General features: G+C 58.7%; 15 protein-coding genes and 2 tRNA genes. 4 read left to right on the plus strand and 13 right to left on the minus strand.

The features are described from left to right. Positions 1-11 precede the first annotated feature (11 nt). Positions 12-653 carry a hypothetical protein gene (locus E7002_RS02750; protein WP_303727384.1) on the plus strand — a complete coding sequence of 214 codons (642 nt, stop codon included), beginning with the start codon at positions 12-14 and terminating at the stop codon, positions 651-653. A gap of 19 nt (positions 654-672) precedes the next feature. Here the strand turns inward: E7002_RS02750 and E7002_RS02755 are convergent, their stop codons facing one another. Together E7002_RS02755 and rlmB are read right to left on the minus strand one after the other, a co-directional pair. Next, positions 673-1,212: an NYN domain-containing protein gene (locus E7002_RS02755; protein ID WP_303727385.1), complete on the minus strand. Its 540-nt coding sequence runs from the start codon at positions 1,210-1,212 to the stop codon at positions 673-675. Positions 1,213-1,264: 52 nt separating this feature from the next. After that, a complete protein-coding gene (gene rlmB / locus E7002_RS02760; protein ID WP_066660810.1) occupies positions 1,265-2,011 on the minus strand; it encodes a 23S rRNA (guanosine(2251)-2'-O)-methyltransferase RlmB in 747 nt (248 codons plus the stop codon). 126 nt (positions 2,012-2,137) lie between these two features. Here rlmB and E7002_RS02765 point away from each other — a divergent pair, with 126 nt between their 5' ends. Further along, entirely contained in the window at positions 2,138-2,602 is a 465-nt protein-coding gene (locus E7002_RS02765; RefSeq protein ID WP_303727386.1) for a metallophosphoesterase family protein, read from the plus strand. A gap of 21 nt (positions 2,603-2,623) precedes the next feature. Here E7002_RS02765 and E7002_RS02770 read toward each other — a convergent pair whose 3' ends face one another. From E7002_RS02770 to E7002_RS02805, 8 genes are all read right to left on the minus strand, one after another. Then, positions 2,624-2,812, minus strand: coding sequence for a hypothetical protein (locus tag E7002_RS02770; protein ID WP_303727387.1), 189 nt, complete (start codon positions 2,810-2,812; stop codon positions 2,624-2,626). Between the two features lie 4 nt (positions 2,813-2,816). Further along, positions 2,817-3,869, minus strand: a complete 1,053-nt coding sequence (mtnA, locus tag E7002_RS02775; RefSeq protein ID WP_303727388.1) for an S-methyl-5-thioribose-1-phosphate isomerase — start codon at positions 3,867-3,869, stop codon at positions 2,817-2,819. After that, positions 3,862-5,265, minus strand: coding sequence for an NAD(P)/FAD-dependent oxidoreductase (locus E7002_RS02780; protein ID WP_303727389.1), 1,404 nt, complete (start codon positions 5,263-5,265; stop codon positions 3,862-3,864). The genes mtnA and E7002_RS02780 overlap by 8 nt, the downstream gene beginning before the upstream one ends. A gap of 4 nt (positions 5,266-5,269) precedes the next feature. Continuing rightward, positions 5,270-5,734 carry a universal stress protein gene (locus E7002_RS02785; protein WP_303727390.1) on the minus strand — a complete coding sequence of 155 codons (465 nt, stop codon included), beginning with the start codon at positions 5,732-5,734 and terminating at the stop codon, positions 5,270-5,272. A 137-nt stretch (positions 5,735-5,871) separates the two neighbouring features. Continuing rightward, positions 5,872-6,360, minus strand: coding sequence for a CarD family transcriptional regulator (locus E7002_RS02790; RefSeq protein WP_303727391.1), 489 nt, complete (start codon positions 6,358-6,360; stop codon positions 5,872-5,874). A gap of 203 nt (positions 6,361-6,563) precedes the next feature. Beyond that, positions 6,564-6,638, minus strand: a tRNA-Val gene (locus tag E7002_RS02795). 56 nt (positions 6,639-6,694) lie between these two features. Further along, on the minus strand, positions 6,695-8,050 hold the full coding sequence (locus tag E7002_RS02800) for an MATE family efflux transporter (RefSeq protein WP_303727392.1): 1,356 nt from the start codon (positions 8,048-8,050) through the stop codon (positions 6,695-6,697). 69 nt (positions 8,051-8,119) lie between these two features. Next, positions 8,120-9,682 (minus strand): L,D-transpeptidase family protein, encoded by a 1,563-nt coding sequence (locus tag E7002_RS02805; RefSeq protein ID WP_303727393.1) that lies wholly within the window; start codon positions 9,680-9,682, stop codon positions 8,120-8,122. Positions 9,683-10,012: 330 nt separating this feature from the next. Between E7002_RS02805 and E7002_RS02810 the strand changes: the two genes are divergently transcribed. Beyond that, positions 10,013-10,097 (plus strand) — tRNA-Leu (locus E7002_RS02810). A 62-nt stretch (positions 10,098-10,159) separates the two neighbouring features. Here the strand turns inward: E7002_RS02810 and E7002_RS02815 are convergent. The 3 genes from E7002_RS02815 to E7002_RS02825 all read right to left on the minus strand — a co-directional run bounded on the left by E7002_RS02815 (position 10,160) and on the right by E7002_RS02825 (position 14,871). Next, complete coding sequence (locus tag E7002_RS02815) at positions 10,160-11,572, minus strand: helix-turn-helix transcriptional regulator (RefSeq protein WP_303727394.1); 1,413 nt, start codon at positions 11,570-11,572, stop codon at positions 10,160-10,162. A gap of 181 nt (positions 11,573-11,753) precedes the next feature. After that, a complete protein-coding gene (locus E7002_RS02820) occupies positions 11,754-13,196 on the minus strand; it encodes a uracil-xanthine permease family protein (RefSeq protein WP_303727395.1) in 1,443 nt (480 codons plus the stop codon). 214 nt (positions 13,197-13,410) lie between these two features. Beyond that, entirely contained in the window at positions 13,411-14,871 is a 1,461-nt protein-coding gene (locus E7002_RS02825; RefSeq protein WP_303727396.1) for a solute carrier family 23 protein, read from the minus strand. A gap of 298 nt (positions 14,872-15,169) precedes the next feature. Here E7002_RS02825 and E7002_RS02830 point away from each other — a divergent pair, with 298 nt between their 5' ends. Continuing rightward, complete coding sequence (locus E7002_RS02830) at positions 15,170-16,321, plus strand: GGDEF domain-containing protein (RefSeq protein WP_303727397.1); 1,152 nt, start codon at positions 15,170-15,172, stop codon at positions 16,319-16,321. Positions 16,322-16,323 lie beyond the last annotated feature (2 nt).

Consider the following 16,323-nt stretch of genomic DNA (forward strand, 5'->3'; position numbering starts at 1 on the left):
AGGAGCCGCAAATGGAACACCAAGCAAAGCGCATCGCCCAGATAGCCGGAGCGGGAATGCTGGCCGCATGCCTCTCCCTAGGAGCATTCATGCCATCGCACGCCCTCGCCGAACCCAAGGAACAGACTCCCGCAACGCAGTTCTTCAACTCAGAATCGGGGACATGGGAGCAGGGCCCACGTTCGCAATACGGAGAAATCGCAATCACCTACGACACGACGCAGGGAACCTGGCAAGACCCTGGACTCGACACGTCAGACGGCAACGATAACGGAACCCATCAAAACGGGACCTACCAGGTTGTCATCCCCACGTACATCTCGCACGAAGGACTGAACGCAGGCGCCATTCAGACCAGCGATACCTACCAGATTCTTGTCCGGGGCGTCATCCCCGAGGGCAAACTCATTCGCGTAGACGCGGAATGCCAGCCGGAAATCGCCTCGGAAGGAAACTACCGCATCCAGCAGACGACCCACCAGGAGAAAACCGTATGGTCGCCCGCGGATTGCATGGGAACGGTTCACGAAGATGGAAGCCTAAGCGGTACTCCGTCGAACGATATCATCTCCACAGAAGGCACCATGTACGCGGCAGGCTCGTTTACAGGGCACGTCTTCTACACGGCAGAGATGAAAACCCAGGGAAAATAGGCGAGCGCAGGGCGGCTGCCTACATGGAATCGCGCAGCTGCTCGAGCTTGCGAAGCGTGTCGGCGTTGATGCGGCCCGCAACGGTGTTCTTACGCGACACTGCAGGGCCGGCTTCCTGACGCGTTTCCTCGTCGAGCAGGTCGGCCTCGCGGCTGAAGCCATCGGCGCTCATGCGATCGACGCCCAGGCCAAACACCGTATCCTGAATGGTGGCATCACTCGTGACCACCATGACCTCCCAGCCGCGTTCGCGGGCATCGTGGGAGATCTTCTCGATAACGGAATCGGCGCTTCGGCCCGCGGGGCTGAATATCACGCGCACGCCGCCCACGCGCTCCTCGCGACCTTCGGACTCACTGTTCTGCCCAGCATCAAACACAACCACTGCCTCGCGATAGTCGCGCCCCATGTAGGCGATCACATCGTTAATAAGGGCCTCGCGCACGCGATTGAGCACTTCGTACGTGAAGTCCTCCGATTCGCGCAGATGGCGATACCGACTTCCGCTACGCAAAATGTTGTACCCATCGACGATGAGAATTTTATTGCGATGCTTCACTCATACCTCCGCACGGCCGCACGAAATGCGACTACCCCGAAACCTACGTTGCCTACTGATTCTGCCTAAGCCACTCGTACATGATGGCGGTGGCCGACTGGGCGACGTTCAGCGACGCCGTCTTACCCACCTGCGGCAACGCGGTAAAGAAGTCGCAGCATTCCTGCGTGAGGCGCGCAAGCCCCTCGGACTCGTTGCCCATGACGAGCACGATCTTACCCTTCATGTTGCTATCCCAAATAGTCTGGTCGGCCTTCTCGGACGCGCCGGCCACCCAGAAGCCATTCTCCTTGCAGCGCTCGAGCGCCTGCTTCACGTTGGCCACCTGGGCAACGGGCAGATGGGCAATGGCGCCTGCGGAGCTCTTGTAGGTTGCGGCGGTCACGCGCGCGGATCGCTTGTTCGGAATGATGATGCCGGCAGCGCCCACCACTTCGGCGGAACGGGCGATGGCGCCCAGATTGCCCGCATCGGTAATGTGATCAAGCAGAACAATCAGGGCCGAGCCATTACCGCGCTTGGCCTGGCCTTCGGCATGAGCAAGCACGTCGGAAAGGCCCGCGTAGGGAAACGGCTTCGCCTGGGCCATGACACCCTGGTGGCTACCACGCTCGGAACGCTTGTCGAGCTGCGCGCGGGGAACCATGTCGACTTTCACGCCAGCGGCCTTCGCCTTGCGCAGAATGTCCTGCACCAGGCCGTCACGCTGGGCGTTGTCGGCCAACAAGACGCGCTCCACCGGGACGCGCGTGCGCAGCGCCTCGATGACCGGTCGCTTACCTTCGATGTATTCAGCCATGGCGCCGTGCCCACCTTCCGCTCGATGCAATGAGAGTGCTCTGTAATCAATAAGGATATTACGGTATCACGCTACAATACAGCGAAAGACCGATGACGCAAAAACAGCATGGGAAGAAGGCCGCACATGAAGATAGGAATCGTAAGCGATTTGCACCGACACGTGCCCGAATCGCTGCACGAGGCCCTTCGAGGCTGCGAGCGCATCATCTGCGCAGGCGACGTGGAGCGCGAAAGCGTGCTTTGGGAACTGCAGACCATCGCCCCCATCACGGCCGTGAGCGGCAACAACGATTGGTCGCTCGACCTGCCCTTCAGCGTGACGACCACCATCGGCGGCGTAACGTTCTTCATCGTGCATCGCCCCGAGGATATTGGCATCCCCGCCGACAACGTCGATGTCGTCGTTCATGGACACACACATATCCCGCGCGACCAGACCATCGGGAACGTACGCTACCTGAACCCGGGAAGCACCTCGCGCCCACGCGGAGGCAGCGCGCCCAGCTGCATGACCGCGCTTATCGCAAACGGGAAGCTGCTCGAAGTGGGGCTCGTGGAGCTACCCGAAGAATCACATGGATGGTGGTAGGCCAGCTGCCTGGGGCAAGTGCTAGCCCCTACGCTGCGCCTCGCGGTAGGCAAGCACCCCAAGCACCACGGCGGCCACAACCAGGGCCACGAGCGTAACGACGTGCTTCGCATCCCACGCTTGGTACCCTACGAGCAGAATGCCCAGGGCAAACACGGCAAGCGCAAGGCAGATGCCGCATGCGAATACCAGATAGCACAGCTTGCTCATGGCGTTACCCCTTCATGATCGCGGCCAAGCTCCGATCGTACGGCGCGCGGCAGATGCCCTTTTCGGTAACGATGGCCGTAATGAGGCTATGGTCGGTCACGTCGAACGCCGGGTTATAGCAGGGAACGCTCGCCGGAGCCACGGGCCGGGAATAGAACATCGTCTTGATCTCGTCGCCGTTGCGCTCTTCAATGGGAATGTCGGCCCCGCTCGCACACGACATGTCGATGGTGCTCGTAGGACACATCACGTAGAACGGCACGCCGTAATGATGCGCGATGATGGCCAAGCCGCTCGTGCCAATCTTGTTCGCGGTGTCGCCATTGGCGGCCACGCGGTCACAGCCCACCAGACACGCCTGCACCTTCCCCTGCGACATAACGATGCTGGCCATGTTGTCGCAGATGAGCGTAACGTCAACCCCAGCCTTGCTCAGCTCGTAGGTGGTAAGGCGCGCGCCCTGAAGCAATGGCCGCGTTTCGTCGGCGAACACGTGGAATTGCATACCGCGTTCCGCTCCCAGAAGCATGGGGCCCAGAGCCGTGCCATATGCGCTCGTTGCGATAGCCCCGGCATTGCAATGCGTGATGAGCCCCCAACCATCTTCCAAGAGCGAAAGTCCCAGTTCGGAAATGCGTTCGCAAATAGACGTATCCTCCGCCTGAATGGCAAGCGCCTCGGCCTGCAGCGCAGCAAGCGTATCCTCGCGGCCCCGCCCCTCGCACGCATCCATGACGCCCTCCATGCGACGCAGCGCCCAGCGCAGGTTCACGGCAGTGGGGCGGCTGCTCGCCAAGTATTCCGAAACCTGGCGTATGCGCGCGAAGAAGGCCGCATCATCTTCGTGGGAGGGCGATTCATTGCGCGCTATCTGAGCGATCGCGAACGCCGCGAAAATGCCGATTGCAGGCGCCCCGCGAACGCACAGCCGCGCAATGGCGTCGTAGCATTCCTCGGGCGTGGAAAGATGCAGATACACTTCCTCGTTCGGCAGGCGTGTCTGGTCGAGCACGCGCACGCAGGTGCCACCCAGGTCGAAATTCACATTGCTATACATGTTCGCCTAACTCCTTGCCCATCAGGTAGCCCATCACGCTTGCCATCATGAGCCCACGCGTCCAGCCACTGGAATCGCCCAGGCAGTGCAGGCCACCAACATTCGTGACGAACGAATCGTCCATCTTCACGCGATTGCTGTAGAACTTCAGCTCGGGAGAATACAGCAGCGTTTCCTCGGCCGCAAACCCGGGGACCACCTCGTCAACCGACTTCATGAACCCCAGGATGTTGGTCATGGCGCGATACGGCATGGCGCTGGTAATATCGCCCGCTTGTGCATCGGGCAAGGTGGGACGCACGTTGGCGCGTACGAGCTCATTAGGCCACGTGCGCTTGCCATCGAGAATGTCGCCATAGCGCTGCACCAGAATATGCCCCGCACCAAGCATGTTGGTGAGTTCGCCCACCCTCTGGGCATACGCGATGGGCCGATCGAACGGCTCGCGGAAGTTCATGGAGCATAGGATGGCCAGGTTCGTGTTCGGCGACTTGCGCGCCTTGTAAGAATGGCCATTCACCACCGCCAGGCCACCATCGTAGTTTTCCTGGCTCACGAAGCCGCCGGGGTTCTGGCAGAACGTGCGCACCTTGTTGCGAAACGGGTTCGGATAACCGATGAGCTTGCTCTCGTAGAGCACGTTGTTCACCGTTTCCATGACCTCGTTGCGCACTTCCACGCGCACGCCAATGTCAACGGGGCCCGGCTCGTGCGCAATGCCGTATTCGCGACAGATGCGATCGAGCCAATCGGCTCCCCTACGGCCCGTGGCAACGACCGTCTTATGCGCGCGGAGTTCTTCCTCGCCCGCGCCGGATGAAACGCAAACGCCCTTGCACACGCCATCGTCGATGAGCAAGCGCGTACATTCGCATTCGAAGCGCAGTTCCACGCCCGCATCGAGCAGCGCCTGCTGAATACGGCCATACAGCTGCTGCGCCTGCTCGGTTCCCAAATGGCGGATGGGGCAATCGACGAGCTTCAGGCCCGCCTTAATAGCGCGACGTCGAATATCAGCGACCTCATGCGTGGCGCCCAGACCCTCGACGTGTTCATCCGCGCCAAAGGACAGGTATATGCCATCAACGACGGAAATGGCATCCTGCGCACGCTGCTCGCCAATGAGCTGTGGCAAGCTGCCGCCCACCTCGCACGAAAGGGAAAGTTTTCCGTCGGAAAAGGCGCCCGCACCCGAAAAGCCCGTGGTAATGCGGCATGGCTGACAGCCAACGCACCGCCCAACCTTCTCCTTCGGACATGCACGCTCCTGAATGGGAAGGCCCTTTTCCACCATGACGATACGCGCCTGGGGACGGGCTTCCAGCAGCGAAAGGGCGCAGAAAATGCCCGCGGGACCTGCGCCCACGATAATGATGTCGTATGTAGGCTTCGACATGGGCCTATTTCATCACGAGAACAGGGATGTCAACCGAGCGCAGCACGGCATAGCTTACGCTGCCCAGCGCACCGCGCAGCGCGCCCAAGCCACGGCAACCCATGACCACCAGGTCGAAGGAGCCGCTATTAGCCATATCAGAAATGACGTCCTGGGGCTTGCCCGAACCGGTACGATACACCACGTTGTTGGCTTCGCCCACAAGAGGGGCAACCGTAGCAATAAGCGACTCGCGCTTCTTCTCGTAGAATTCACGCTGCATTTCCAACGTAGTTTCAGCAGAGGGGCTCGTCATACCCGCCATTTGAACAGCCATGGCAAAGGTGGGGTCGCCGAAATCTGGCATATCCACCACGTAAAGCACGGTGATGCGCGAATCGTCTTCCAGCTTCGCAATCTCAAGAGCGGATTTCAACGCGTTGCGCGCATGTTCGGAATTATCGAACGGAACGAGGATCGAATGGTACATGACAGCCCCCTAACCTCGGGTATCGGATGTCTTCACTTTAGCACACCAGCAGGCGCAATACGCCCAGACACGCATACGAAAGCCCCGCATGCGACGACTTGACGCATGCGGGGCTGCAAAGCTATGGGACAAGCGATTTAGGCTTCGGCGAAGATGAACTCGTCGACCTCTTCCGGCTCGATGCCAAACACGACGGAAAACTCGTCGCGCACGCGCTCTTGCGCAGAACGCAGAATGCCATTGTCGCTCGACGTGGCCTTCTTCCCGGCTTCAAGCACCTTCTGCTTGTGAAGGTAGAAGCTACGCGCAAGCATGAGCAACTCGTATTCGGTACCGCTTTCCAGAATCTCCTTCGCGCGTTCCTTGCGCGCATTGGCGTCGGAAATCCAAGAGGGCTCTGCGCTGAGGGCAGCCTTGATGGACTGCTTGGCATCGGCTTTCGAAGGAATAGCGCGAATGCGATTGAGCAAACGCTCGTTGCTCGCGGGCACCATGAGCTTGGTGTGAGACTTGTGAACGGGACGCAAGATGTAATAAGTTCCCATATCGCGTTCCTCGATGGCATCCACCTTACAAACGCCATTCGAGCCGTACAAAACAATGTCATTGAGGGTAAAATCCATCATTTATATCATCTCCGTTTTCCATTTTACCCCTCGTGTATTTCTATCCACTTTTTCCACACACAGAGCCAAACAATCCCCATCAACTGTCCAAATCTGTTACCCTCAGATGCCAGATGATGTGGAAAACCCGCCCGCGTGACACAATCGCAACGTTATTATGGGTACAAAAAAGCCCGCACCGAAACCGGTGCGGACGTGATTCGTGGTGGGCGATGCAGGATTCGAACCTGCGACCTAATGCTTGTAAGGCATTTGCGCTCCCGCTGCGCCAATCGCCCGAATGCTGAGGTATTGTCCCATAGCAAATCGGATTACGCAAGACGAATTAGACGATTCACACGACCTCGTTTTCTTTTTCATCATGTAAACGCTTTTGCCTGAGCAGACGTTCGCGCAAGGCGTCACGACCCGCATGCATAAGACCCAGCGCCATGACGGCCAGGATTGCGTAGCAGAACAACGCCGACATCCATGCCCCATCGAGCCCCCAGAGCAGCGGCAGCACGATGGGAAACGCAACCATGAGGACCACTTCGCCCACGATGAGAGCAAACGACCCGCGCGCATGCTCCACGGCATAGAAGAACGAGACGACCACATGGGCGATTGCGTAAAACGGCAGGCATAGCGCGAAGAGCGTAACCCCATGAGCGAATACGGCAGCACCTTCAGGCGATGCGCCAAAGAGCGCGGCAATCTGCCAACGCGACATATACAACCCCACCCAGCCAAGCACCGCAACCAAGATGGCAAGCACGTAATTGATATGGCGCAGGCGACGAACGCTACGCGCATCGCCCGACCCATAGCACAAGCTGATGATGGGCTGCGATCCATCGTGCACGCCCTGGATGACCCACTGCACCGCAACCACGGTATACGACATGATGGCGAACGACGCCTGGGCGGTAACGCCGCCATACGTAACGGTGGCGATGTTCATGACAACGGTCGTCACCTCGGGCAGAAGCGTAAGCGCTGCCGGAGCGAATCCGATCTTGAACATGCGCCCCACGATGCTGCGGTCGACACCCAAGTCGGCACGAGACAAGCGCCCGCCACGCAGGAAGAAGACAATGAAGAAGACGGAGGCGATCGCCTGCGCCGAAACCGTGGCAACAGCAGCCCCCACGATACCCCAGCCCAGGACCATCACGAGCAGCCAGTCACCCAGCACGTTCACGAGGCCGCCCACCATCTGCGCCACCATGGCGAACTTCACGTGCCCCATGTTGCGCACAAGAGGAACGCAGCCACCCTCGACCATCTGGAATACCGAACCCCAGGCAATAACGGAAAGATAGGCTTGCGCCTGCACCAGAACCTCTTCGCGGCCACCAATAACCCACAGCAGAGGCTGCCCTCCCAAGAGCAACACTGCCATCACAACGGGCGTTACCGCAACGAGAAGGGTGATCGCGCAGCCGATGGCACGACGGGATGCCACTTCATCCCCCTCGCCCGCGCGAATGGATGACACCACCGCGCCACCCATGCCAATGCCCGTACCCAGGGCCATCACGAGCGCAACGATGGGCCAGGCGACATTGATGCCTGCAAGGGCCACGTCCCCTGCCATCTGGCCAACGAAAAAGCCGTCGACGATGCTGTACACGCCCGTGAGCACGAAGGCAAGCGTGGATGGAACCACGTAGCCAAAATACGTTTTCAGCATGCGCACATCGAGCATAACCCCTCCAGAACGAAAACGAGGGCCGCAGACGCGGCCCTCATCATACCCTCTTGTATACCGCTTACGCTACTCGTGAACCACTACGGCATTGCCGACGGCGATGATGTCGTACAGGGACGCCGCATCGGAAAGCGACAGGTTCACACAGCCATGGGAGCCATAACCATCCTTGTAGCGCGTACCGCCAAAGGCAGATTGCCACGTGGCGTCATGGAAGCCACAGCCCGAATACGTGAAGGGCATCCAATACGACACCTTGGTTTCGTACTCCGGCTGACCCGTAGCCACTGAGATATCGCCCGTAAGCGTGTAATTCGTCTTCTTGTTCAGCACGCGCCATACGCCCGTGGGAGTGTCGTGGCTGCCATCGGGCTTGCCGGTAACGCAATCGGCTTCCCATACGAGCTCGCCTGCTTCATTGTAGAAGCGAACATGCTGCTCGGAGATATCGACATCGGCGTATGCACCCCAGTCCTGCACGCCCGAGCCATTGTAGGTGTAGCCCTCGAGCGTGGTGGCAACGGTAAGCTGCCCCACTAGGCCATTGCGAATGGCATCCTCGACGTCGGCAACCATGGCATCGTCATCGATCGTCCAGCCGTACGTGCCACCCGAAACGGTAAACGTCTGACCGTCGGGACGCGTGTAGGTACGCTCGGTGCCCACGGTGTTCAAGCTAGCGGCAAGCTCTTCGACCCAGGCGTTCATGGCCTCTTCGTCGAAGCTTACGGCAAGGTCGTCGCCAATGACGACCCATTGGGAAATCTCATTCGCGCCAATGTCGGCGGCATGAATGGCCGTGGTGCCCAAAACGAGCTCGATATCGGCCGTAAGGTAGCCATTCGCCGTTTCGGCGGCTGCCGTAAGAGCAGGGTCGCTGGAAAAAACGGTGGGTTGAACGAGCTCGCTCGTGCCCAGCGTGGCCGAAGACGACATATCGAGCACGGCGTCGTTTACCTTCAGGATCACGGCGTCGACGTCGAGCTTCGTGCCTGCCTTCTCGGCGGTCACCTCGAACTGACCCGAAGCCGAAGAATACTGCACCGAAGCGTTCACCGGGTCGGTAGCGGTGGCGTTGAACGTTTCCACCTGCTGGCGAACGACATCGCCCAAACCGCTCTCGCTGTACTCGGAAGACAGGTTGGCGCTTTCGTCGTGCGTGCGGAAGACCTCGATGGGCCACAACCAGATGTTGTTATCGGCAATAGACTGCTCGGCAACCCGCTGACCATCGACCTCGAGGCCAGCCTGCGAAGAAGACACCGTGAACGAAAGGCCATCGCCCGTAACGGTAACGGAGTAATCGCTTCCGATGTCGGTGGCAACCTCGGCAACATCCGACGTGGACTTCAGGGAGATATCCTGAGAGCCAAGCGTGGTATTCGGGAAGAAATGCCCCGAGAAAAAGAAGGCGCCAGCGATGTAGACCACCAACAACACGGCAGCAATGATGATTCCGACCTTCAGCGCAAGGCGCTTGTTGAAGCCCTTGCCCTCTTTCGAATCGGAAACGCCTGCCGCCTGGAACGCGGAATTGAATGCACCCGGTTGCGCTTGCTGAACCGGAGGAATCTGCTGTGTCTGGGAAGCGTCTTGCGAGCTCTGAGGTACTGCCGCGTGCTTGCCCATAGTTTCTTTTTTGCCTGACATCGCCCCTACCTAAATCCATTCATTCGCATTGTAGCAACATCGATTATCTATGATGCCGCGCAAATGAACGGGATACCCCTAATTCATCGAAATGCTACCGCTATCTACATATAGCTTAAGGGATTCTTAAATATGCGACTGTAATTGTGCCATTCTTCCCAAAATATACGCGAGCGCTTGAATCGCCTTGCAAAATCGCACGTAGATGCGCACGGCACCACGGTCGCCGTTGCGTAACCCCGTGAATCAATGATGGAAGCCGCTTCCCCACTTGCGGGCCAGGGGCTTTCAGGTATAATCGCATTCTGCGCCCGAGTGGCGGAATGGCAGACGCGGCGGTCTCAAAAACCGCTGTCCACAAGACATGCGGGTTCGAATCCCGCCTCGGGCACCATTCACACGCAAACAGCCTCCCTACGGAGGCTGTTTTCATTTCTGCAATGTCGAACGCGCCAGCTAGTTTTTCTTCTCGGAAATCATGTCCATGACGTCCTGCTTGCTGTGGACATCAAGCTTGCGATAGATATGACGCGCATGGCTACGCACCGTGTTCTCGGAAATGACAAGCGTTTCAGCGATATAGCTCTTCGAACGGCCCTTGCACAGCAGCTTGAGCACTTCCACTTCCCTACCCGTAAGCTTGTAGCGGGCGCCAAGATGCTCGCAGCCCTCGTCGATGCTGGCGTACATGGAATGACCCGTTTCCGGCATATCGAGATCGCGGAAGATCTGGCTTTCAATAAAGTTGCGCTCGTTAAGCGACAGGATGCCCGTAACGGTAAGGGCGTAAGACAGCAGCGCGATGACGAACACCACGTTATCGAGGTTCGCAAGTAGCCCGCCAGCCAGGCGCCCCAAAGCAAGGGGAAGCGCATAGCAAACCCATGCGAAACCGAAGACGGTAAAGCGATTTGCAGAGCTGTGATGCGCCACATCGGCAAGCATACACCAGAGCACCGCCACCAGAATGGCCTGCGCCACGCCCACGAGCACGAGCGCCCATCCCGCAAGCTCGGAATCGATGTTGGGCAGGAACAGCAGCGCCGTGGATACGATGATGACGATAGCGCGCCACGTATTGGTGAAATGCAGCTTGCCGCGATAGGCGAACACCCACCACAGGACAGCCAAGGCCGCAAGAACGCTAATGGATTGCTGCGCAAAGGAATACAGCGCGATCGGCTCGGTTACCGCATTGGGCGAAACGGCGGGTGCCACGCCAATGACGAACGCGCACACGGCCACGCCAAGCAGCACCAAATACGGGAACGACTGACGCGCGGAACCGAAGTAGATGAGCGGCGTATCCTTCGGCGGCATATTGGCAGAAGCCTGATTCAGAAGGTAGGGCAAACACAACGGCAACGCGATAAGGCACACATTGCCAAGAAGCAGCGGCATGACATCGAGTGCGAACTTCAGCACCGAAGAAACGACCATGGAGGCAAACGCGCAGGCCACAGCAGAGCGCAAGTCGACGCTCGAGTAGAACGGCACCCAAGACAGGTACATAAACGCACCGGCGACGCCAGCTACGGCAAACCCCACGACATCGGGAATAACGGTTACGCCCAAATGGGGCAAGCTGATAAGCACGATGGAAATGGCCGCCAGAATGGCCATGGGCCAGTGAAGGAGCTTTTCGACGCCGCCGCTCTTCGAAAATTTGCGCAGCGCAACGAAGAAGAGCATGCCCGCGGCGAGCATAAGGAAGAGAACGGCCGCGTTATCGTACGAAGAGGAAGCAGACGTACGGCGATGAGCCAGTTCGAAAACCCAAGCCCAGGGAATGGCAAAACCGACATAGCCGAGCCTGAAATGTTCGAATACGTACGGCTTATTCGAATGAGCCTGTTCTTCTGCCGCCACCGCGACCCTCGTCTCTCTACCATTACGCGCCTCTACGCGTATGCACTAACCTCATTCCCCCCTGTAGAGAATATAACCGAGGCCGTAAGCAATGACGGTGAACGTGCGCAAGATACACAAACACCCCGCCCTGCCATGCTGACGAGAGCGGGGTGAAGAAAGCGAAAGACGCAGAACGAGGCTAGCGCGTCATATGCTTCGCGACGTTCTTGACCTCCTCGACCGTGGGGCCCTCAAGCGGCAGGTCATCGGCAACGGCAGCATTTTCCACATGCCCCTGCACCTTCGTACCGTCGATACCGTACACGGTTTCCTTGCCGGGCAGGACCATGTTCACCACAATACCCACGAGCGAGCCAATGGCCAGGCCGGAAAGCGAAAGGGTAATAGAGCCCGCGGGAATGACGATGGCGCCCGCCGCGCTGTAGGCAATGCCCACGGAAAGCACGATGATGAGAGCGGTCACGATGACGTTGCGGCTCAGCGTGAAGTCAACGTGAGCTTCCACCAGGTTGCGGATGCCAACGGCAGAAATCATGCCGTACAGAATGAGCGAAATGCCGCCGATGACGCACGCGGGCATGACCTCGATGACCGCAGCGAACTTCGGGCAGAACGAGAAAATGATTGCGAACAGGGCAGCCAGGCGAACGACGCGCGGGTCGAACACCTTCGTGAGTGCCAGAACGCCCGTGTTCTCGCCATACGTGGTGTTGGCCGGAGCGCCGAACAGCGACGCCAGAATGGTGGCCAGGCCATCACCCAGCAGCGTGCGATGCAGGCCGGGGTTGGCAATGTAGTTGCGATTGCAGGTAGAGCTAATGGCCGAGATATCGCCGATGTGCTCGATCATCGTTGCGAAGGCCAGGGGCATAATCGTGATGACGGCGGTGATGGCAAGACCGGTATCCATGCCATTGGTGAACAGGGAGAACACCGTGTTGTCATACAGCACGGGCAGGCCGAACCACGCAGCATCGGCAACGGGAGTAAAGTCGACCTCGCCCAAGATGGCGGCGAAGATGTAGGACACGATAACGGCCAGCAGGATGGGAATGATGCGGATCATGCCGCGGCCCCAGATGTTGCAGGCGATGACCACGACGATGGCCACCACGGCAACGAGCCAGTTCGTGGAGCAGTTGGCGATGGCCGAAGACGCAAGCGTAAGGCCAATGGAGATTACGATGGGGCCCGTTACCACCGGCGGGAAGAAGCGCATGACGCGCGCGGCGCCAAACACCTTGAACAAGGCGGAGAGCACCAGGTAGAGTAGGCCGGCGCACGCAACGCCCAGGCAGGCGTACGGCAGCAGCTCGGGTTCCCCTGCGGGGGCAATGGCCGCATAACCGGCAATGAACGCGAACGAGGAACCCAGAAACGCGGGCACCTTACCACGCGTGAGCAGGTGGAACAGCAGTGTGCCCAAGCCAGCGAACAGCAGCGTTGCGGAAACGGAAAGGCCCGTGAGCGTGGGGACCAGAATGGTCGCGCCGAACATGGCGAACATGTGCTGCAAGCCGAACACGGTCATCTTGGGAGCACCAAGAGTGCGGGCATCGTATACCGCATCCTTGCTATCCTTCGTTCCCATCGTGGGAATAATCGTCTTATCTTCCGCCACTGCAGTCCCTTTCCTTCCATCCTTGCAGAAATGTGCATAAACGGTTGCGAGATTATCACAACCGTGCGATACGGTACACGCGCGAAACATGCAATTCACGCTGAGAACAGCGAAATGCACGGCACGAACCCAGCACATGAAAATCCTCCCAGCAGGAACGCGCGGAGCGCGACCCACTGGGAGGATTGATCATGCGATGCGTTTCACGATACGCCTACTCGCGAGCGCTTGGTTCCTCTTGCTGCTCGCCCGCTTGGAATCGCCGCCTTCGCTCTTCGAGCGCAGCAATCTGACGTGCCGTTTCCTCGTCCTCCAAGCGTTGCTTTTCCTTGTTGCCGCGATAGTCCTCGCGAATCTTGGAATTGTTCGCAAGCAGGAGGTACAACGCGATGCCAGCCACCAAGCCGACGCCGCCACCGCGGGCCAGGATGAAGCCGGCCATCATGCCCGCCACGCCCTGGTCGAGCTTGTCGTTGGCCAAATCGAAGCAGATTTGCGTGCATACGAAGCCCTGGATGCACAGCACCACCACGAGCATGGCGCCCGCCGCCGCAGCCGCCGCTTCGTACAGCGGGTAGATGAACAGGCCGATGACGGTGAAGATGAGGTTCGTGCCCGAGCCGTCGTAGATACTGTCCATACCCTGGCGACCCGAAACCTTGTAGCGCTGGTACGTGGCAACGCAATACGGAGCGGAAAGCGGGCCGGCAAGCGCGGGGTACGGGGCGAACAGCGCCAGCACCAGGTTACGAATGCCGCAGATGACGTTGGTGCGGTTGGTGTCGAACTCGATGTACTCGTCTTCGCGCTGTGCCTGCATGCCAAGCTGCTGCACGGTAATGAAGTCGCCATAGGCAATGACCCACGCGATGAGCGCGATGGGCAGGCTGGAAATCCAAATGGTGGGAGCCGCCCAGCCAATGAAGAATGGGGAAACCGTCATGAACAGGGCGCCGAAGTCGGGCACCTTGAAGATTTGCCCGCTGAAGCTGTAATTGAACTCGCCGGAGATACCGCCCGCAATGAACATGACCAAAACGGCCCACAGGAAGCTGTAGTTGCCCAGCACCTGCAGCACGCGGTTCTTTTCCATGCGGCTACGGATGCGCTGGCTGAACATCAGGAAGAACACGACGATGAGACCAGCCATGCAACCCACGGTAACGGTATCTACGGCGCCACCCTGCTGAAGGCGCGCATACACGGCATTGACGCCAGCGCCCAACACGATGCCCGCCTTGACCCCTGGCGGAACCAGGGTGTTTAGCTTCTTCGAAAGCCCCGTGAGGCCCAAGAATATGAACATCGCGGCCAATTCCAATTGAACGGCAGTAAGCGCTTGCAATCGCACGATGCCCGGATCGAACCCTTCGAGGTACACGATGACGATAGCCATAGCGGGCGTAATCCAGCCGCAGATAGACGGTTCGCCCAGCAGCCAATTCAGCGTATACATCATGGTCTCGAACACCACGAGCGCCCAAGCGACTTCCGGGTCGAGGCCCAACGTGGTGATGAGAACGGCAAGCGCGCCATAGCTGGTGCACGCGTTCATGAGACCCGTGACGATTTCGGGAGGTGAAATCTTGAAATGAATGAACGGGAGCCTGATGCGCAGCAAACCGCAGGGGATATAAGGCTGTACACCGCCATACGAACGCTTCATAAAAGCCATGTAGACTCCCTCCTCGATGGCCGCCGGGTCTCCCTATTCCCAGCGAAGGCACACACGAACTGGGCACGAGCCCCTATTTCATGCCGCAATCCACCGCATGCGCATATCTAGTTGGTTAAAAATGTACCAGTCTTTGCCCCATTCGTCGCTGGTCAATTTATTACATTTAGCCGAGCGGCAAGGGCCCAAACATTCAAATGCAATATGGCAAAAGGATGGCAAGATCGGTGGGCACGCGGAAAAGGGAGTATAGTGTAAAGAAATGGCACGCCACAAGCAGCATTAGGGGGCCCTGCGGATGACGTTCGACGAATTCAACCACTATGGCTATTCTCGGCGAATCTTCCGCGAGACACTCCGTGACGTCTCCATCAACAACTTCAATGCGGGATATCACCTGAACACGTGGTTTCTCGCCATCATGGTTGCATTGACCCTCTTCTCGGGCATTGGTGTCTTCCCCACCGCGTTCTTCCCCATATACGCATTCTTCGCCGCGCTGTCGGTCGTCTGCGAAGTTGCGTCGTTGCGCATCAGAAAATTCGACCTCGATACAATGGGTGACGACGGCGACCGGATCATCAGAACGCTCTCCCATGGCATCATGGCAAACCTGCTCGCCTTCGGCGTAGCGGCCAGCGCGGTCGACCCCGCCATGGTGGCGACCAGCTTCTTGGTCATCATGGTTATCGTAGCCATCGTGTTCATGGAAACCATGGCCATCATGAGTTTTCGACTTGCGCTATTCGGCGGCATCCTGGTCATTTCTTCGTTCGTTACCAAGGAACCCATATTTGCCGCAGGAGACGCCGTAAACGTCATCATCTTCCTAGCGGGCGCGCTCATTCTGCACTTCATGTTCCAGCGCGAGAAAATGGAGCGATTCATAACGGCACGCATGCTCGAGGAGAGTCGCAGAGAGCTCAAAGTGCAATCTACATTCGACTCGCTTACGGGGCTGCTCAACCGACCCGCATTCTACGAGCTCGCGAGCAGCATCCTTCGTGGCGCCCAGAGCGAACGCGTGGCTTTCCTTGCCTTCGACCTGGATGACTTCAAAAACGTCAACGACAGTTTCGGGCACAAACGCGGAGACGCAACGCTCGCTGCCGTCGGCGCCGCCTTCCGCGAGGAAATTGGCATGAAGGCAGAATCATGGGACTTCGTGAACCAGACGCTCAACGACGGCAGCAACTTCGCGGCGCGCCTGGGCGGAGACGAGTTCATCATCGCCGCACGTGGCCTGCCCAATGAAAACGCTGCGCACGAATTGGCGCAGCGCATCATCGATCGTATTCGGCTCATTTGCATCGACTGGGAGTCGGGCCTGTACGTAAGCGCGTCTGTGGGAATCGCCATGTCGCTCGGCGGACGCCCCACCACCGTCGACGAGCTATGCCAGACTGCCGACGAACGGCTCTACAAGGACAAGCGAAACAACTTACGCTAGCT

The organism is Denitrobacterium detoxificans, assembly GCF_015062615.1.
GTDB classification, from domain to species: Bacteria; Actinomycetota; Coriobacteriia; order Coriobacteriales; family Eggerthellaceae; genus Denitrobacterium; species Denitrobacterium detoxificans_A.